Raw genomic sequence first — 18375 nt, 5'->3', positions numbered from 1 at the left:
TGCTGGCGGAAAGCCGACACAGGAACGCGCTTACCGTCCACAGCCCAGGAACATCGGGCGGAAAACCGCGCAAGTTCGGTGCATCTTCTCGGCATGGTGAACTCCAATTCCGGGCCCTGCGTACTCCTCGCCACCGCCGATGAACTGCTGCTCGACGACCTGCTGCGCCTCGCCGCCGCGGCCGGTGTCACTCCCCAGGTCGAGCCCGACCTGACTGCCGTCCGGCGCCGCTGGCCGACCGCTGCGCTGGTCATCGTCGGCCAAGATCTGGCTGACGACCTGGCGCGGGTCCAACCGCTTCGCCGCCCTGGCGTGGTGCTGGTCGGCGCCGATCCTTCCGACCAGGACGCCTTTCGCCTCGCGGTTGGAGTCGGCGCCGAGCAGGTGTACTTCCTGCCCGCCGACGAGGCCATGCTCGGCGACAAGCTGGCCGACTCCGTTGAAGGTGGCAGCCGGTCCGCGCTCACTTTGGCGTGCGTCGGCGGGTGCGGTGGCGCGGGGGCCACCGTGCTTGCTGCCGCGCTCGCCGTGACCGGTGCGCGTCGAGGCCTGCGCACGATGCTGATCGACGGCGATCCACTCGGCGGCGGTATCGACCTTGTGCTTGGTCAGGAGCAAGGCGCGGGGTTGCGCTGGCCCGAGCTGGTCGGAACCGCCGGCCGGGTGAGCGCCGAGGCCTTGCGAGCGGCCCTGCCAGTGGTCGGCAATCTGGCCGTGCTCTCGTGGGACCGAGCAGACGTGGTCGCGATGCCACCCGAGGCGATGCGTTCGGTGCTGAGCGCGGCTCAGCGAAGTAGCGACCTGGTTGTGGTCGATCTACCCAGACGTTGCGATGAGGCGAGCGAGGAAGCGTTGGTGCGAGCCACCTCTACCTTGCTGGTCGTGCCGCGCGATGTCCGTGCCTGCGCGGCGGCGGCCCGGGTGGCGGGGAGGCTGCGTTCCTTCGCGAGCGATCTGCGGCTTGTCGCCCGCGAGCCCTGTCTGAGTGGGCTTTCCGCCTTGGACCTGGCGAAACACCTGTCGGTCCGGTTGGCGGCGCAGCTGCGTTTCGACAAAAGCCTGGCGGTGCAGATCGACCGAGGCCGATTCCCAGTGGAGCCGCGAACTCCACTTGGGCGTGCGGCGTCGGAGCTCCTCGATCAGTTCGGCCGGGCTGAGCCTTCCAGCCGGAGGGCGGGATGAGAGTGAGAGTGCCCGCCGAACTCGTCGAGCGCGTCCGCGGCATGCTCGCGTCCGACGGCGCCGACCCAACGCCGGACCGGGTGGCCGCCGCGCTGCGCGCCAACGGAAACGTGGTCGGCGACGCGACAGTCCTCGAAGTCGTGGCCACCTTACGCCGCGAGGCGATGGGAGCCGGACCGCTCGACATACTGCTCGCCGATCCCCGCATCACCGACATCCTCGTCAACGGCCCCAACGAGGTGTACGTCGACCGCGGGCGCGGTTTGGAGAAGGTGCCGGTCCGCACCGGCGACGAGTCCGCCGTACGACGCCTGGCGACCCGCCTCGCGGCAGCGGCAGGCCGTCGCCTCGACGACGCCACGCCGTATGTTGATGTCCGCCTTCCCGACGGCAGCAGGTTCCACGCCGTACTGGCTCCGGTCGCCGCGCCTGGAACGTGCCTGTCCCTGCGAGTGCCGTCGCGCAAGGTGTTCACCTTGGAAGACCTTGTCGCGGCCGGATCGCTTCCGCCCGCGGGCGCTGTGGTGCTGCGCGACCTGGTTGACGCTCGGTTGGCCTTCCTGATCAGCGGTGGCACGGGCACCGGGAAGACCACGCTGCTGAGTTCCCTGTTGACGCTCGTGCCACCCGCGGAACGGTTGTTGCTGGTGGAAGACGCGAGCGAGCTGAGACCCGAGCACCCACACGTCGTTCGGCTCGAGGCCCGCCCGCCGAACGTGGAGGGCGCGGGGGAGATCACTTTGCGCGAGCTGGTTCGCCAGGCCCTGCGGATGCGGCCGGATCGCCTGGTGGTTGGGGAGGTCCGAGGCGCCGAGGTGGCTGATCTGCTCGGCGCTTTGAATACCGGCCATGAAGGCGGCTGCGGCACGGTGCACGCCAACTCCGCCTACGACGTGCCTGCTCGTCTGGAGGCGTTAGGTGCGATCGCGGGCCTGGGTCGGGATGCCCTGCACAGTCAGGTGGCGTCCGCGCTGCGCGTCGTCGTCCACCTTGTGCGGGAGGCCGACGGGCGTCGCCGCGTTGCCGAGTTGCAGGTCGTTGACCGGCGGCCGGATGGTTTCACCAGCATGGTTCCGGCGATCCGTTTCGCGACCGATGGGCGCCTCGAATTGTCCGACGGCTCGCACATCTTCAACCGCCTTCTCATCGGGTGAGGCCGCGATGACGATCCAGTTCGGTGGTTTTGCGGCGGCGGTTCTGGTTGGCGTCGCGGTCGCGTTGGCCTTGCCGGCTTCCGCTCGCGGCATCCGGCGGCTGCGCCCTCGGCAGGTTCCCACCCTGCGGTTCACCTTGCGCTCCCGGCGGACGGTGGTTGCGGCCGTCATGTTGGTGCTGGTGGTCGGGAGTCTGCTCGGTGCCCAGGTCTTGGTTTCGCTGATGACGGTCTCCGTGCTCGTCGGTACCGCGCTGCTGCTGAGGGCGAAGGGCCGCGCCCGTGCAGCCGCGGATGGCCGTCGCGGCCAGGTGATCGAGGCCTGCACGATTCTGGCGGCGGACCTTCGCGCCGGTCGTACGCCCCGCGACGCCATGGAAGGCGCGGCGACGGTCTGCCCCGAGCTGAGACCCGCAGCGGCTGCCGCACGCCTGGGCGGTGACGTGAGCGAGGTCCTTGAGTTTGCCGCGCGCTCACCAGGATGCGGCGGCCTCCGCGCCCTGGCCGCCGCTTGGCGCGTCTCCGATCGCTCGGGTGCCGCGTTGGCCGGAATCGCCGAACGCCTCGCGCTCTCTCTCCGAACCGACGAAGCCGTGCGAAAACAGGTAACAGCCGGCCTAGGCGGGACTAGGGCAACCGCACGGCTGTTAGCGGCCCTACCGGTCCTGGCGACCTTCCTCGGCTACGCGGTAGGCGCTGCCCCGCTGACCTTCCTCACGAACACCCCCATCGGCTGGGCCTGCCTGACCCTAGGCCTAGCCCTCGGCGTACTCGGCCTGTTTTGGGTCGAACGAATGGCCACCAAATGCGAATCCACCCAATAGCCTCCCCACCGCACCCGGCCAACGAGCGCGGACGTGCGGCCGTATCGCCTCTCGCTGGCATCCGAACGCCTCCAACCGAGGCCGAGTCCTTCGGCGGACGTGGGCCTCTGGCGCACGGTGTGCTGCTTCGTGAGGTGGCGTGTGATTGACCGTCAGGTTCCTTGGGAGGCGGGCGCATGAGCAGGGCTCAGGTTCTGCCGGCATGCGTGACCTTCGCCGTGGCGGTCGCACTTCTGGCGCCGGGCCGCCCAGGACCGCGCCGCCTCGTCGCTCCGCCACCGCCGCCATGGAACCGGTGGCTGCCAACAGCCGGCCGGGAGATCTCACCACGAGAGCGCCGCCTCCATCGAGCCGCGAGCTGGTCGCTTGCGGCGGCCATGCTGTTCCTGCTGGGCATGCCCTGGGGTGTCTTGCCAGCAGCCGCCTCGATGGTCGCGGTACCGCTGATGCTCGCGCGATTGCAGCCAGCCTCCGTGCGGCAACGAGCCGAGCGAATTCGCGCCGACCTACCCCTGACCATCGACCTGCTCGCGGCATGCCTACGAGCCGGCCGACCACCCGACGAGGCAGTGGCCACGGTGGTCCACGCCCACGATGGCCCGTTGTCCGAACTGCTCAGCGAGGTGGAGCGTCACTTGCGCCTCGGTGCCGATCCGGCCCAGGCCTGGGAAACCCTCCAGGCCGAACCAGCCTGCGTCAGTCTCACCCGCGCCGTCACCCGGGCACTACGCTCGGGCGCGCCATTGGCGGCCACCCTCGAATACCTCGCGGACGACATCCGCCAAGAACGCCGCTGGACAGCCGAAGAACGCGCCAGAGCAGTCGAAACCCGCTCGGTGGTGCCCCTCGGCCTCTGCTTCCTACCGTCCTTCATCCTGCTAGGCGTAATCCCCACCATCGCCGGCTCCCTAACCGGCCTCCTTGCCCTCACCACCCCTTAACCCAAGCCGTCACCATCCCGGCCCGAGCCACGCCACCTCGCCACGAGGCGGCCGACGCTGTCCTCGGGATGGGCGGGGCGGCTCGTTAGGCGGGTGGGTCTTGGCGGTACTGGTTGAGGGCGGGCGCGACGGTGTTCGGATAGAACTGGGTGACGCGGTACGTGCAGATCCCGGCGATGGCGAACGGATCGGTTCCGGCCAGTTCGTTCATCGCGACCCGGTCATTGCCGACAGCAAGGATGATGCCGCCGTCGCGCGGTTCCTTGCGCCCGGACGCGATGAAGGTGCCGGCCTCGAAATGGGTCTTCAGCCAGGCGATGTGTTCGCCGATCATGGCGTCGCGGCGTTCGATGAATCCCTCGTCACGCGTGGCGGGATAGGTCAGCTCCAGAACGAACATGCCCGCCAGGTTAACCGGATTACCGGCCAAAGGTCAGTACCCTCCGGCGTACTAGTTGCCGTGACCCGGTATCGCCGGGAGACGGCCTCGCGCTGATCCGTGGCGCCACGCTCACGTGTCGGACCGTTGACCGGCCGCTACCAGTAAGGCCTCGGCGGCCGCGGTTCGGGCGTACAGCACGATGCGTCCCACGCGGTGCGGCGTGACAAGTCCAGCGGCGCGAAGTGCGCTCAGGTGCTGTGAGGCTCCACCCGGAGTTAGTCCGGTTCGGCTCGCTAGTTCTGTGGTCGACCGTGGCAAGTCAAGCTGCCCGAGTAGATCGGCGCGGGATCGCCCGAGCGCCTTCGCCAGTCCTTCCGGTACGGCGCCGCCGGAGGCCTCCCAGATGGTGGCGATACCTCGCGCCGGATAAGTCAGCGTGGGCTGCCAAGGCGGAATAGCACTCGAGAAGACCGCCGGCCAGACGAACGCCGACGGAACCAGCAGTAGGCCCTCGCCTGACAGCTCCCGCACGCCGCCGAACCGGCGATGCCGGATGAACAGCGAGCCGTTCCGCCACCGCACGGTATCCGCGAGGTCGCTGAACAACCGCGCGTGCCCCTCGTCCGCGAGCTGCCTCGCGCGGTACAGCACATCGCCTTCGAGCAGCGCCCGGATCCGCCCCCAATGTGGACCGATGGCCAGGTCCCAGTAGGCCGCGAGTTCGTTCGCCAGCCGGTCGAGGCCCGTCTCTGGATCGTCGTACAGGTCCCGGATCGGGCCCGCCGGTAGCCGCTCCGGCGTACGCCGATCAGGACCGCGCGGCACCTTCGCCTCGGCCAGCGAGCCGATCTGGTTCGTGCGCGCATAAGCAAGCACACCGAGATCCGCCCGAACCTGGTCGGCCGGCAACCGGCGCAACGCGGCCAGTTCCGACGTGAGATCCGGAACCGGGCTACGCGGCGAAGGGCTCAGCAGATCCGGGAGATACCAGACCGCAGGATCGACCAAGCCGAACAACAGCCCCAGATCGTTGCCGGACCGGTGGAGGCGTTGCTCAGTCTCGACGGCCCAACCCTGGTGAAACGCTCTGGCACGGGGCGACTTCAGCAGTCGCACACTCGCGACGATCTCCCACAGTGGCGAGATGGCGAACCTGGTTCGAGCCAGGTCCTCCACGGTGAAGGCCAGTTCGAGCATGCGGGCCTCCTTCGTCGTGGATTCAGTCCAGTCTAAATCCATTTCGCGGCGGCGATTCGGCGCGGACCATGACGGGCGAACCCGACCAAGGAGAGTTTCATGAGTGAGAACCCGACCCTGAAGATCGGCGAGCTAGAAGTACGGCGCCTCGGCTTCGGCGCGATGAGGCTGACCGGCTACCGCCCGGTGGGCGACCGGCGTGAGGCCATCCGGATCGCCCGCCTCGCGGTGGAGCTGGGCGTGAACTTCATCGACACGGCCGACGCGTATGGCATCGGCGCGAACGAGGAACTCCTGGCCGAGGCGCTACACCCGTACGCCGACGACCTGGTGATCGCCACCAAGATCGGACACACCAGGCCGTCGCCCTCGGAGTGGTTGCCGGTCGGCCGGCCCGAGTACCTGCGCCAAGCGGCCGAGTTGTGCCTTCGCCGCCTGCGAGTGGAACGGATCGACCTGCTTCAGCTACATCGCATAGATCCACTGGTCCCGTTGGCGGACCAACTCGGCGCGCTTGCCCAATTGCGTGCCGAAGGCAAGGTTCGGCATATCGGTCTGTCGGAGGTGAGCGTCGCGCAGCTTGAGGAGGCGCGTCGGCAGATCGAGGTGGTCAGCGTACAGAACCGCTACAACGTGATGGATCGTGAACACGATGCTGTTCTCGACTACTGCACGCGTGTGGGAATCGCCTTTATTCCTTGGCTTCCGATTGCTCGCGAGTCCAGCCCGGTGCTCACCGAGATCGCCCGCGAGATCGATGCGACAGTGCAGCAACTGTCGCTGGCTTGGCTGTTGCACCGGTCTCCGGTTGTCGTGCCGATTCCCGGTACGTCGTCCGCGGCGCACCTGGTGGCGAACATCGAAGCCGCGCGAATGACTCTGAATGTGCAGCAGTCAAGGCGCTTGAACGACCTGCGCTGAGGCTGTCCGATGCCGAGTTTGCGAGTTGTCCCCAGGTGTCGAATCTCTTTGTATAAAGAGTGAAACTCGACTGCATCCTCTCTGTGAACCGCCCTGGAAGCGCCAGGGTGGCAGAGTAGGAGGCTCGACATGTCCAAGACGCTGGTCGCCGTTCAGCACCGCCCTCTCCGTGGTCGCATGCAGGCGGGCCGCGATGCGCTGGTTCATGCCGGTGCGCGATTCCGAACCGGGCTGGCGCCCGGGCGAGATCGTGGCGAGCAGGGTGCGGCGACAGCCGAATACGCGGTGGCCACGGTCGCCGCCTGCGGTTTCGGCGGCATCCTGATCACCTTGCTGAAGTCGGACACCATGCTGTCGTTGCTAAAGGCAATCATCAACGCCGGTTTGCGTGCCGCAGGCATCGAATTCGAGCTCTAACCGCCCGCCCGCAACCGCCTGGCCACGCACCGAACCGTACCTTCACCCCCCGTGGCCAGGCGGGCGCGCGACGCCCTACCTTTCACCCGCCATCCGTGCCCCGCCGCGCCCGACCCGTCCTGCCCAGGCCATCCGCGCTCGGCCGCGCCCGGCTCGGTCGTCCAGGCCATCCGTGCCTGGCCGGGCCTCCCAGATTGGAGTGGAGATGAACGACTACCCGATCCCTGCACCACCTAATGCCCAGACCTCTGAGCACCAATCGCCACCAGCAGCGGGCCGTACGGCGTACCGCGGCCCGCGCCGGTCCTCGCGCTCGCGGCGGGCATTCGCTCGGTCCATCGGCGGGCTTTGCCAGGGGCACATCACAGGAACGTTCGGAGACGCCATTGGTCGATTGGTCGCCGCGGTCCTGCGGTGGCGCACTTTAAGACGACATCAAGTGGCGGCATCCCGACGGTCATCGGCCGCGCATGGATCACCGGCCTGGCTCGTCGCATCAGTCGAGCCGCGGGTCGGGCACGACCGGTACGCGGTATCCGCCGAGACGATCAGGCCCTCGAGGTCGGCGCTCCTGCGGGGAGCCGTGCCGCGAAGGGCAGGAGAGCGTGGCTCGGTGACGGCCGAGACGGCGATTGTCCTTCCGGTGCTGCTGATAGCGATGTTTGGTGGGCTGTGGCTACTCGGCCTGATGGTGGCCAACGTCCGCTGCGGTGATGCCGCCAGAGATGTCGCCCGAGCGATCGCCCGCGGCGAGCCAGAGTCGGTGGCTCGAACACTCGGCGAACGATCCGCCCCACCAGGCGCCCAGATCGCCGTCACTCGTCAAGGATCCGAAGTCGTAGTGACAGTCCAAGCAACTGCCCAAGGCAAAGGAGGATTCCTCAAACTGCTGCCAAGCAAAGACCTCATCGCGCGCGCCGTCGTACACGCCGAAGCGGGAGTGGGCCCGTGACCCCCGCCCTCCACCGACTACGCGGACGACGCGCCAGTTCGCGAACCGCGAGCGGGGCCGTCAGCCCTGCCATCCACCGACTACGCAGTCGACGCGGCGGACCACGAGACGACTGCCAAGGCCGCGCCCCCATTCCGGAACCAGCGATCGGTGGGGCCGTCGGTCCGCGTGCTGCTGACGTCGTTCGGCAACCGTCCGACTGTGCGGCTCGTCCTCGCATGCGCCGTACCGAGCACGGAAGCGGCACGCTGATGGTGCTGGCCGTCGTCATGCTGTTCACAGCAGGCGTCGTCGCGGCCGTGCTTTGGATATCGGTGATCGCGGCCAAACATCGCACCGCGGCTGCTGCGGATCTGGCGGCGTTGAGCGCGGCCGAAGCCTTGCAGAGCAATGCTCGGCAACGACCAAGCGATCGCGCAGATCTCCGTCGTCCTGAAGTCGGTGGTTCCGAGGCTGAGCTTGGATTCTCGGCACGGCCCGGTGCTCCTACCTTAGGTTCCCCTGCGGACGAACCGCTTCGGGATGACGGTGGTGCCTGTCAGACGGCAGCCAGCATCGCGAACGCGCACAACACCGACCTCGAACAATGCTCGATAGACGTGGAAACAGAGGTGGTCGTCGTAGTGACGTCCGTACAGCTGGATCTCGGAGCGCTCGGATCACCGGTGATCCGAGCGGCAGCTCGAGGTGGTCCGATCGGAGCTGCGGAAGCTCCGAGCTAAGCCGCTCGGCCCAGCGGGTCATTCGCAGCGTCCGGTCGGCCGTCGGGTAATGCGCTGGATCGCGGCGATGGGCGGTGGTGCGATGGACGGTCAGGGTCGGTCGGCGTCGGCTCGGCGGGTTGGTCTCACAAAGGCGTCGGGGAACGAGACACTGGAAAGGAGAGTGGTGCCGCCCTGCCGTAACCCGGTCGTGGGCAGCATGGACGGCGACGTCAGGAATGAGGTCCAAGTGACGGTACTCCCGTTACTGGTGGTCGATGCGGCGAACGTGGTCGGCTCGCGTCCAGACGGCTGGTGGCGCGACCGCGCGGGCGCTGCGGCGCGCTTGCTCGCCTCGATCCAGCGCGATTTCGCCGAACCGTACGAGGTTGTCGTCGTTCTGGAAGGAGCCGCCCGCAAGGCCGCGCCAACCGGCCCACTCCAGCCCGCCCATGCCACTCCAACCGACCACTCGCCCGCAACCGCCGCGCCCTCGGGCTCCGCGCCGTCGAACGCGCCCTCGCCTTCAAACGCGCCCTCGGTCGAGAACGCTGAGCAGCGGGACGGTTCCACCGCGAGCGATACTGAACGGGACATCGTGGTGGTGCATGCCAATGGTTCGGGCGACGACGAGATCGTGTCGGTCGTGGCTGCGTCGAGCCAGAACGGCGACCGCGACATCGTCGTAGTCACGGCCGACCGGGAACTCCGCCGCCGGGTCGAGGAGCTTGGCGCCAGTACGGTCGGCCCCAGCTGGCTCCGCGATCACCTGGCCGAATAGCCAACCTGCCCCGCCTAGCACCTTGCAAGGCATCGATTCGGCACAGCCGACCCGGCGCGACGCGTGCCGAGCACCGCGCTGGTGGACCTGCTGCGGCACCTTGCGCTGATCCCGGCTGTCTATTGTTCCGGGCCGACGATCCCGGCCGGGTTGTTGTGCTGACCTGACACGCACGAGTCGAGTCGATGCGGGCGCGGCGGGTGCGTTAGTCGGGGAGCCAGCCGTTGCGTTCTGCGATGGTGATGGCGTCGGCCCGGGTGCGGGCGCCGGTCTTGCCGATGGCGGACCAGAGGCGTACGCGGACCAGGCGTTCGGAGATGGCGAGTTTGTCCGCGAGGGCGGCCACCGTACCGCCGTCCCGGGCGGCTCGCAGCGTGTCGGTTTCACCCGGGTCGAGGGGGGTCTGTTCGTAGCGCAGCGTCTCGGCGGCCAAGTTGGCGTCCACCACGCGTAGGCCGAGGTGGACCCGGCGGAGGGCGTCGGCCAGTTGCGGTCCAGGGCTGTTCTGCAGGGCGAAACCCTTCGCGCCCGCATCGAGACCGCGCCGCAGATAGCCGGGACGGCCGAAGGTGGTCAGCATCACCACGCGGCATTCCGGCATGGAGGTGCGGAGTTCGGCGGTGACGGAGATGCTTTCGCGTTCGGGCAGGCCCGCGTCGAGTAGTGCGACGTTGGCGCGGTGCTGTTTGGCCGCGGCCACCACATCGTCCTTGCGGCTCAGCTCGGCGACCACCTCGAGGTCGCGTTCGCGTTCGAGCCGGCTTCTGAGCACCCCGCGGTTGAGGATCTGGTCGTCGACCAGCAACAACCGGATGCGGTCCTGCAACACGGGCCTCCGTGGCGCTGTCGGAGCGTGGTGGGCACACGTCCGGTGGACTGAATGGGCGGGACGACGTTTCCAGATCATCGGGCTCCCGGTCGCGAAACGTCCAGGTCAACGCCGGATCGCGACCTGATCGCGACCTGATCGCGATCAGCTGATGAGCCCCAGTTCCGGAGCGTGTCTGAGAGGACAGTAATAGTCACCAGCCCCACCAGTCACACCCCGGTACGCGACTCGCCCGAAGAAGTGCCGCCCGCCACCCATCCAGAGCCCACCTATGCGCCGCGAAGTTCAAGGCGCTCGACGCCAACTCCCCACCCTCGTCCGCCGGCCGCCCTCCAATCCCACCGCGCCGGCCGACCCGACCGCGCAGCCGCCGACCATCCAGTCCGCCGACCGTCCAGTCCGCCGACCAGACCGACCGCGCCTCGCCCCGAGGTCGCGAGCCGCCCCATCAGCCGATCACGCCGAGTCCGGGCGAGCCGAACCGCCGACCGTCTTCGTCCGCTGGAACGCAGCGCCGAACCACCTTCTCCGGTATCCGCCGAGCTGCCGAGCCCATATCCGTCGAGCCGGTGGAGCCCGCCGGTCCGTCGAGCCGGTGCAGTCCGCCTGGTTCGTCGAGCCGGTGGAGTCCGCCCGGTCCGTCGGGTACGGGCGAGCCGAGCAGTTCGCGGGGTCCGTGGGGCGGCGGACGGGTGCGGGCGGATGGTTTGTCGCGTGGGGAGGCGGTGGTTGGGTTGGCGGTGGGGATGTCGATTTGCGGGAGGGGGTTCGTGTAGAGGGTGTGGGTGGCCGGAAGGGTCGCCGTGGAATGGATGGAGGGATTGGGATGAGGCAGTACTTGCTTGGGATTTACCAGCCGGACGGGGAGGCGCCGCCGCCGGAGTTTCTTGAGCCGATCATGGCGAAGCTGCAGGTTTGGCATGACGAATTGCAAGCGGCCGGGGCGTGGGTGTTCTCGGGTGGGTTGACGGCGGCGAGTTCGGCGACGGTGGTGCGGTATCGCGACGGGGAGAGCTTGGTTACGGACGGGCCGTTCGCCGAGGGGAAGGAGCACCTGGGTGGGTTCAACGTGATCCAAGTGGCCGATCTTGATGAGGCGATGGATTGGGCCCGGCGGTTGAGCGAGATTCTCACGCTGCCGATCGAGGTGCGGCCGATGGAGTTCGGGTCCTGCGTCGGCCAGGCCGACGGCGGCGATTCGGCAAACCCGCGCAACTGAGTGGGAGGTGGGTAGGTGCGGGGCGAGGTTGAGCGTGCTTTCCGGGCGGAGTATGGGCGTGCGGTGGCAGTGCTGACGAGGGTGCTCGGGGACATAGATCTGGCCGAGGAGGCGGTTCAGGACGCGTTCGCCAAGGCCGTCGAACGATGGCCCGAGACTGGCGTACCGCCGAGTCCGGCCGGCTGGATCATCACGACCGCGCGCAACCGGGCCATCGATCACCTTCGGCGGGAGGGGCAGCGCGAGGACAAGCACGTTCAGGCCGCCTGGCTGCAGGCCCAGAGCCAGTTCCAAACAGACAGCGAGGGCCAGGTAGGTCTAACGGAGGGCGTTGTGCGGGATGACCGGTTGCGGTTGATCTTCACTTGTTGTCATCCGGCGCTGGCGATGCCGGCGCGGGTGGCGTTGACCCTGCGGTTGCTCGGCGGTCTGACCACGGCGGAGATCGCGCGCGCGTTCCTGGTGCCCGAGCCGACGATGGCGCAGCGGCTGGTCCGGGCGAAGGGCAAGATCCGGGACGCGGGCATTCCCTACCGCGTACCGGCCGAGGCGGATCTGCCGGATCGCCTCCGCGGGGTGCTCACGGTCGTCTACCTCATCTTCAACGAGGGCTATACGGCCAGTGCGGGTGACGACCTGGTTCGCGACGAACTCTGCCGCGAGGCGATCCGCCTCGGCCGGTTGCTGGTCGAGCTGATGCCGGACGAACCCGAGGCGGTCGGCCTGCTGGCGTTGATGGTGCTGATCGAGTCGCGTCGGGCGGCCCGTACCGACGAGCGAGGCGAGCTGGTGTTGCTGGCGGACCAGGATCGCGCGAGATGGGACCAGGCGTTGATCGCCGAAGGCCAGGAGTTGGTACGCAGGTGCCTGCGGCGTGATCAGCCCGGGCCGTACCAGATCCAGGCCGCCATCAACGCCGTACACAGTGATGCGTCGACGGCGGACGCCACCGACTGGGGACAGATCCTCCAGTTGTACGACCAGCTGATGGTGATCGCGCCGAGCCCGGTGATCCAGCTGAACCGGGCCGTCGCGTTGGCGGAGGTGGTCGGGCCCGACGCGGCGCTTGAGCAGGTGGATGGGTTGGACCTCGCGAAGTTCTATCTCTGGCACGCGATCCGGGCCGACCTGCTCCGGCGGCTCGGACGCACCCCCGAGGCAGTCGAGGCGTACGACGACGCGATCGCCCGGGCGGAGAACGCCGCCGAGCGAGCCTTCCTCACCACCCGTCGCGCCGAACTCACCCACAACCCGGGCTAGGAGCAAAGCGCCAGCACCTGGCCGGTGTGGTCGATGAGGATGTGCGCGCCTGGTACGTCGGCCGGCAAGACCTCGTACGACGTACGTACCGCCCGGCGGCTTCCGTCCCAGCCGAGGAGCAACGTGCCAGGCGCATCGATCGCCACAAAGCTCTCGCCGTTCCGCAGCAGCACGGGCGCGGTATAGCCCGCCGAAACCGTCGTACGGCCAGCAGCGAGCCCAGCCAGTACGGCGCTTGGCAGGTCCTCCGTCCCGACAGCGGCCGCATCAACCGCCACCCAGGTTGTAGGCGATCCAGGCGGCGCAAGCGACGAAGGGTTGTGCCAGTCGCTCCCGCCGATAGCCGTCGTCGAATGTCCCCAGGCATGCCAGAACGCCACCGGCCCACCCCAACGACGGTCCAACCACGATGAGTGCCACAACTCGGCCAAAGGCGGGTGAACCGGCAAAGGCTGCCGCCACGAGCAATCCCCGCCCAGCGGGTGGTTGACCGACATGAGTCCGCCCCGCCGGGCCACTTCGGCTACCCAGGTCTCGGCCGGTTGGCGGAAGTCGATCACGCCGATCGCGCCGAAGGCGTTCGCGTGGCCCGAATCCGTGGTGATCTCCTGCCCGGGGATCAGCCCGATACCGAGCCGTTGACCGACCGGGGCCAGTTCGGCGTGATGCGCCTCGGTGTTGTGGTCGGTGATCGCCATGACGTCGAGCCCGGCCGCAAGCCCGAGCGCGGCGACGGCTGCCACCGGGGCGGAACCGTCCGAGTGCAACGTATGCGCGTGAAAGTCCGCCGCCACCCAGCGCAACCCGTCCACCGAGGGCAACTCGCGCCGTGGCGGTCGAGCCGGTACGACGACTGCCGCGGAGGCCGTCTCGTACTCGGCCAGGCCGGGGATCGAGTCCACCGGCCCGGTCGAGGCCTCCACCACCAGTTCCACCCCGTCGACCGGGATGCGGTGCAGCCCGAGCACGATCCACCAGACACCGGGCTCGAGCTCACCCGGCACGTACCCGGGAGTCGCCGCCAAAGGGGTGATCGCAAAGGCCTGCCGGGCTCCGCCGGACCACCCGCGCCAACCGGCCGCACCTTCGCAGCCGATGTCGATCACCGCGCCCGGCGGTGGTTCCAGCAGCCGGACGGACAGACCTTCGCAGCCCGGCCGGATGTCCACCGGGAGCGAATGCCAAATCGACTCGGCCCGATCGTCGAGCGTCCAGACCCGTCGGTACGTCGTGATCGCCATTGGTCAGACCGTAGCGGGTTGCTGGGCTAGCAGTTCGCCGGACTCCTTGTCATACAAGAGGACCCGGGGAGCGGCAGCCATCAGTGAGACCGGCGTACCCGGCGCGGGCTCGTCCTCTTCCGGCACGGTGGCGCCGATTAAGGTGCCGTCGCAATCCACTGTCACCAGCGAGATCGTGCCCAGGTTCTCCGTGACGACTACGACGCCCTGCAAGCCTGGGCCGGACGGGGACACCGTCAGGTACTCGGGCCGCACCCCGACCGTCACCGAAGCACCTACCGGCAGCGAGCCGGTTGCTGCGGGCAAGGAGCCACCTGGCAGCCGTACGCCTTCGGGCTCGATCGTGCCGTCGAGCAGGTTCATCGGCGTGGAGCCGATGAAGTTCGCAACGAAGGTGTTCGCCGGGCGGGCGAAGACCTCGCGCGGACTACCGAGTTGGCGCAGTTTGCCTGACTGCATGACGGCGATCTTGTCAGCCAGTGCAAGCGCCTCGGCCTGGTCATGCGTGACGAAGACCGTCGTAATGCCCAGATCCCGCTGCAGCTTCTTCAAGAACGTCCGGGCCTCTAAGCGAAGGCGGGCGTCCAGGTTGGACAACGGCTCGTCCAGCAGCAGCACCTTGCCCTCCGAGGCGATCGCCCGGGCCAAAGCCACTCGTTGCTGCTGGCCACCGGATAACTGACCGGGCCTTCGTTCGAGAAGCCCTTGCAGGCTTAGCTCCTCCGACGTACGGCGGGCGGCCTCGTCGCGCTGGGCCACGGGAGCACGCCGCACCTTCAGGGGATAGGTGATGTTCTCCGACACCGTCATGTGCGGGAACAACGCGTAGTCCTGGAAGACCATCGCCACACCACGTTTGCCCGGTTCCAGCCGGGTCACGTCGGTACTGTCGATCCGGACCTTGCCTGCGCTGGCGTTCTCCAGTCCGGCGATCGTGCGCAGCAAGGTGGTTTTACCGCAGCCGGACGGCCCGAGCAGCGCGAAGAACTCGCCGTCGGCCACGCTCAGGTCCAGCCCGTCCACCGCGCGTACGCCGTTCGGATAGACGGTGGACAGGCCTTCGATATCGATACCGGCCATCAGCTCTTGATCCCTCCGTGGAAGCGGAACCCGTATCGCGAGTTCACCAGCAGGTACAGCACGACCACGGGGATCGAGAACAGCAGCGAGAAGACCGGAATCACCTGGAGGTTGGCGCTGCCGCCCTCGTCGGTGAAGGTCTGCAGCAGCACCGCGCCGGGCTGTTTGTCGATCGACCGGATCAGCAGGAAGGGCACCAGGAAGTTGCCCCAGGAATTGACGAAGGCCCAGACCAGGATGGTGGCCAGGCCGGGACGCGCGACCGGCAGCACGACGTCGCGCAGGATCTGGCCCGTGGAGGCACCGAAGACCCGGGCGGACTCCTCGTACGACTTGGGCACCGCGTCGACGAAGTCCTTGAGGATGAAGATCGCCGCCGGCAAAAGGCCTCCGGTCATCACCAGAGCAACACCGAACCGTGAGTCGATCAAGCCGAGCTGGAACATCATGACGAAGATCGGCACCATCGCGGCGGTGCCGGTCACTACCGACGACAGCAGCAACAACGCGTACAGCAAGGCGTCCCGGCCGGGAATACGCACGCGGGACAACGCATAGCTGGCCAAAGCCGCAAAGGCCGTCACAGCCACGGCGGTGGTCACACAGATCAGCAGCGAGTTCACCATCGCACCAAGGGCGTACGGATGGTTGAGCGTCTTCCGGAAGTTGTCGAGCGTCCAGTCGGGCCAACTCACGCCAAGCCCTGGTGACGCGTCGAACGGCGCCGAGGCGATCCACAGCATCGGTACGGCGAAGAACAAGGTGATCGCGCAGATCAGGACGTAGAACCCGATCCGGCGCACGGTTTCGGCAGGAGTCATGACCGCCTCCGCAAGAGCCGCAGGTAGAGCAGCGCTACCAGCAGGTTCGCCAGCAGCAGCAGGAACGAGATCGCCGAGGAGTAACCGAGTTCACCACCGGTCAGAGCCACGTTGTAGATGTAGACCGGCACCGTCTCGGACTCGTGGTTCGGACCGCCCTTGGTGAGCAGGAACGGCGAGAAGTCGTTCGCGGTCCACAGCGAGATCAGCAGCGTATTCGTGAGCACATGCCCGCGAATATGCGGGAAGACCACGTCACGCAGGGTCTGCCAGCCGGAGGCCCCGACCATCCGGGCCGTCTCCAGCTGTGACGGCGGAACCGCCTGCAGCGCCGACGAGTAGAGCATCATCGAGAACGCCGTACCCCGCCAGGTGTTGAACAGAATCAAGCAGATCATCGGGTACTCGATCAGCCAGGCCGTGCCGGTGGTGCCGAGCACGCTGTTCAACGTGCCGGTGTCGCGATCGAAGAACGCGATCCACAGGTACGCGACCACCGTCGACGGCAGGATCCAGGCCAGCAGCACCAGTGCCTCGACCGTACGGCGAACTGCCGGCCGTGCCCTGCGCATGATCCACGCAAGCGTGAAACCGAGGATGTTCTGGCCGATGATCGCCGAACCGAGCACGAACAGGAACGTCAGCCATAGGGCGTTGTGGAACAGGGCGTCGTTCAGGGCCTTCGCGTAGTTCTCCAGGCCGACGATCTTCGGCGACACCGCCTCGATACCGGTCAGCCGGTAGTTGGTGATGCCGATGTAGATCGTCCAGACGGCCGGAAAGACCAGGAACGCCCCGATCAGCAACAAGGCCGGAGCCATGAACCCGAGCGCCCGCCCGACGCCCAGCCCGGCAACATCCTGCGCGGGCCCACGAACCCGCGCCGGCTTCACCGGCGCGGGACCAGTCGTGGTGGCCATCAGCTCGTGAAGACCTTGTCCTTGCCGCCCGCCGCTTGCTCGGCCGCAGACTGGTACGCCTGCGCGGCCTGCTCCGCGGTCTTACCGCCGACCACGTCGGCCGTCGCCTGCTGTAGCGCCGCAGAAACCTTCGGGTACTCGGCAAGGCCCGGGCGGTACTGCGTCAGCGGGAGCACCTTCTGGCTGACGAAGGTGAGCATCGGGTCTGACGCCAGTACCTCCGCGTTGACGTCCGTGCGCTGGGTGATCTTGGCGTTGCCGTCCAACGAGGCCTTGACCATCTCGGCCGAGTTCATGAACTGCAGCAGTTCCCAGGCCTGCTGCGGGTACTTGGTGTTCGGGTTGATGACGGTCGCTCCACCACCGGACATCGAGATGAAGTCCTGGCCGTTGACGCCGGCACCAGGCTGCACCGCCGGGATCAACGCGTACCCGACGGCGGCATCGCGGTCTGCCATCTTGGCAACGCCTTCCTCCGGCTCGACCACGCTGCGCCAGAAGTAGTCGCTCTCCAGTAGTACGCCGATCTTGTTGGCAGCGAACTGCGCGAACGACTTGTCGCGGCCCTTGGACTCAAGCTGGATCACCCGGTCGCCGAGCTTCTCGCCGCCATACACCTTCTGGTAGAAGTCCAGCACCTGCCGGAGCTGCGGGGTGTCCCCGAGCCACTTACCTTCCTTGTTGACGCTCGCGCCGGTTCCAGCGAGCAGAGGCAGTACGCCCTGCATGGTGGTGGCCTCGCCCATCGCCGTACCTGCGTTGATCTGCAGCGGTGTGACGCCCGGCAGCTTCTTCAGCGCGCGTCCGGCCGCGAGGATCTCCTCCCACGACTTCGGCTGCCAATCGGCGGGAAGACCGGCCTGGGCGAATAGCTTCTTGTTGAAGTAGAGGACGCGGCCGTCGGTGCCGCCGGGGACGCCGTACTTCTTGCCCTCGAACGATCCGAGCTGCTGCACGGTCTCGGGGATCTGCTTCCAGCCCTCCCAGCCGTCCACCTTCGCGGCGTCGCCGACGGTATCGGCGAGCGTCTTGATGTATCCGGCCTGGGCGAACTCGCCGACCCAGATGCCGTCGATCGAAATGATGTCCGCGCCGGACTTGTTCGACAGGTCCAGCGAGAGCTTCTGCTTGTAGATCTCGTCATCGGAGCCGTCACCCTGGTACCGAACGGTGACCTCGACGCCCTTCGCCTTCTGTTCGGCGACGAACTTCGGGATCAGCACGTTCTCGGTGAACTCCGCGCTCGCGCTGCTCTTGCCGCCCTTGACCGCGTTGGACGCGATCACCAGGTCGACCTTCTTCGCGTCGGCGTTGCGGCCGGTGTCCTGGTCGCCGTCGGCGGATCCGGAGGACCCGAGACAGCCGGTCAGCAGCAATGCGGTGACCGTGCCGAGAACGGCCGCCGCGGACAGACGGGTGGTACGTCGCATCAGGGGCTCCTTGCAGATTGTGCAACCGTGCCCGCACAACCTTGGCACTCTCAAACGACTATGTGAAGACTTTTACCGATGCCAAGGGCAAACGTTGTCAACGATTGACCAATGGCAAAGCGAA

Annotated in this window: 19 protein-coding genes; 11 read left to right on the top strand and 8 right to left on the bottom strand. The window is 67.6% G+C overall.

The window, feature by feature from the left end; translation table 11 throughout:
• Positions 1-93: 93 nt before the first annotated feature.
• From ssd to ACFFGN_RS26490, 4 genes are all read left to right on the top strand, one after another.
• Positions 94-1182, top strand: coding sequence for a septum site-determining protein Ssd (gene ssd / locus ACFFGN_RS26505; RefSeq protein WP_380052656.1), 1089 nt, complete (start codon positions 94-96; stop codon positions 1180-1182).
• Positions 1179-2336 carry a TadA family conjugal transfer-associated ATPase gene (locus tag ACFFGN_RS26500; protein WP_380052654.1) on the top strand — a complete coding sequence of 386 codons (1158 nt, stop codon included), beginning with the start codon at positions 1179-1181 and terminating at the stop codon, positions 2334-2336. Before ssd ends, ACFFGN_RS26500 begins: the two co-directional genes overlap by 4 nt.
• Positions 2337-2343: 7 nt before the next feature.
• Positions 2344-3159, top strand: a complete 816-nt coding sequence (locus tag ACFFGN_RS26495; protein ID WP_380052652.1) for a type II secretion system F family protein — start codon at positions 2344-2346, stop codon at positions 3157-3159.
• Positions 3160-3335: 176 nt separating this feature from the next.
• Positions 3336-4100 (top strand): type II secretion system F family protein, encoded by a 765-nt coding sequence (locus tag ACFFGN_RS26490; RefSeq protein WP_380052650.1) that lies wholly within the window; start codon positions 3336-3338, stop codon positions 4098-4100.
• A gap of 85 nt (positions 4101-4185) precedes the next feature.
• On the opposite strand, the gene ACFFGN_RS26485 is transcribed toward ACFFGN_RS26490, so the two are convergent.
• Together ACFFGN_RS26485 and ACFFGN_RS26480 are read right to left on the bottom strand one after the other, a co-directional pair.
• On the bottom strand, positions 4186-4500 hold the full coding sequence (locus ACFFGN_RS26485) for a YciI family protein (RefSeq protein ID WP_380052648.1): 315 nt from the start codon (positions 4498-4500) through the stop codon (positions 4186-4188).
• A 111-nt stretch (positions 4501-4611) separates the two neighbouring features.
• Complete coding sequence (locus ACFFGN_RS26480) at positions 4612-5679, bottom strand: ArsR/SmtB family transcription factor (protein ID WP_380052646.1); 1068 nt, start codon at positions 5677-5679, stop codon at positions 4612-4614.
• A gap of 99 nt (positions 5680-5778) precedes the next feature.
• Between ACFFGN_RS26480 and ACFFGN_RS26475 the strand changes: the two genes are divergently transcribed.
• From ACFFGN_RS26475 to ACFFGN_RS26455, 5 genes are all read left to right on the top strand, one after another.
• On the top strand, positions 5779-6600 hold the full coding sequence (locus tag ACFFGN_RS26475; protein ID WP_380052644.1) for an aldo/keto reductase: 822 nt from the start codon (positions 5779-5781) through the stop codon (positions 6598-6600).
• A gap of 129 nt (positions 6601-6729) precedes the next feature.
• Positions 6730-7017 (top strand): DUF4244 domain-containing protein, encoded by a 288-nt coding sequence (locus ACFFGN_RS26470; RefSeq protein ID WP_380052642.1) that lies wholly within the window; start codon positions 6730-6732, stop codon positions 7015-7017.
• A gap of 613 nt (positions 7018-7630) precedes the next feature.
• Positions 7631-7969: a TadE family type IV pilus minor pilin gene (locus tag ACFFGN_RS26465; protein ID WP_380052640.1), complete on the top strand. Its 339-nt coding sequence runs from the start codon at positions 7631-7633 to the stop codon at positions 7967-7969.
• A 218-nt stretch (positions 7970-8187) separates the two neighbouring features.
• On the top strand, positions 8188-8691 hold the full coding sequence (locus ACFFGN_RS26460; protein WP_380052638.1) for a hypothetical protein: 504 nt from the start codon (positions 8188-8190) through the stop codon (positions 8689-8691).
• Positions 8692-8920: 229 nt separating this feature from the next.
• Positions 8921-9451, top strand: coding sequence for a hypothetical protein (locus ACFFGN_RS26455; protein WP_380052636.1), 531 nt, complete (start codon positions 8921-8923; stop codon positions 9449-9451).
• Between the two features lie 205 nt (positions 9452-9656).
• On the opposite strand, the gene ACFFGN_RS26450 is transcribed toward ACFFGN_RS26455, so the two are convergent.
• On the bottom strand, positions 9657-10280 hold the full coding sequence (locus ACFFGN_RS26450) for a response regulator (protein ID WP_446685222.1): 624 nt from the start codon (positions 10278-10280) through the stop codon (positions 9657-9659).
• 826 nt (positions 10281-11106) lie between these two features.
• Between ACFFGN_RS26450 and ACFFGN_RS26445 the strand changes: the two genes are divergently transcribed.
• Together ACFFGN_RS26445 and ACFFGN_RS26440 are read left to right on the top strand one after the other, a co-directional pair.
• Positions 11107-11499 (top strand): YciI family protein, encoded by a 393-nt coding sequence (locus ACFFGN_RS26445; RefSeq protein ID WP_380052634.1) that lies wholly within the window; start codon positions 11107-11109, stop codon positions 11497-11499.
• 15 nt (positions 11500-11514) lie between these two features.
• On the top strand, positions 11515-12759 hold the full coding sequence (locus ACFFGN_RS26440) for an RNA polymerase sigma factor (RefSeq protein WP_380052632.1): 1245 nt from the start codon (positions 11515-11517) through the stop codon (positions 12757-12759).
• On the opposite strand, the gene ACFFGN_RS26435 is transcribed toward ACFFGN_RS26440, so the two are convergent.
• From ACFFGN_RS26435 to ACFFGN_RS26415, 5 genes are read right to left on the bottom strand one after another with little or no spacing between them, the layout of a single operon-like run.
• The gene (locus ACFFGN_RS26435) at positions 12756-14000 is read right to left on the bottom strand and encodes a CehA/McbA family metallohydrolase (RefSeq protein WP_380052630.1); all 1245 of its coding nucleotides are present in this window, start codon (positions 13998-14000) and stop codon (positions 12756-12758) included. The genes ACFFGN_RS26440 and ACFFGN_RS26435 overlap by 4 nt on opposite strands.
• A 3-nt stretch (positions 14001-14003) precedes the next feature.
• Positions 14004-15080, bottom strand: coding sequence for an ABC transporter ATP-binding protein (locus tag ACFFGN_RS26430; RefSeq protein ID WP_380052628.1), 1077 nt, complete (start codon positions 15078-15080; stop codon positions 14004-14006).
• Complete coding sequence (locus ACFFGN_RS26425) at positions 15080-15901, bottom strand: carbohydrate ABC transporter permease (RefSeq protein ID WP_380052626.1); 822 nt, start codon at positions 15899-15901, stop codon at positions 15080-15082. Before ACFFGN_RS26425 ends, ACFFGN_RS26430 begins: the two co-directional genes overlap by 1 nt.
• Positions 15898-16821: a carbohydrate ABC transporter permease gene (locus tag ACFFGN_RS26420; RefSeq protein ID WP_380052624.1), complete on the bottom strand. Its 924-nt coding sequence runs from the start codon at positions 16819-16821 to the stop codon at positions 15898-15900. The genes ACFFGN_RS26425 and ACFFGN_RS26420 overlap by 4 nt, the downstream gene beginning before the upstream one ends.
• The gene (locus ACFFGN_RS26415) at positions 16821-18251 is read right to left on the bottom strand and encodes an extracellular solute-binding protein (RefSeq protein WP_380052622.1); all 1431 of its coding nucleotides are present in this window, start codon (positions 18249-18251) and stop codon (positions 16821-16823) included. Before ACFFGN_RS26415 ends, ACFFGN_RS26420 begins: the two co-directional genes overlap by 1 nt.
• Positions 18252-18375 lie beyond the last annotated feature (124 nt).

It is taken from the genome of Kribbella deserti (assembly GCF_042434725.1).
GTDB classification, from domain to species: Bacteria; Actinomycetota; Actinomycetes; order Propionibacteriales; family Kribbellaceae; genus Kribbella; species Kribbella deserti.
This window is presented reverse-complemented; position numbering and strand designations above follow the sequence as displayed.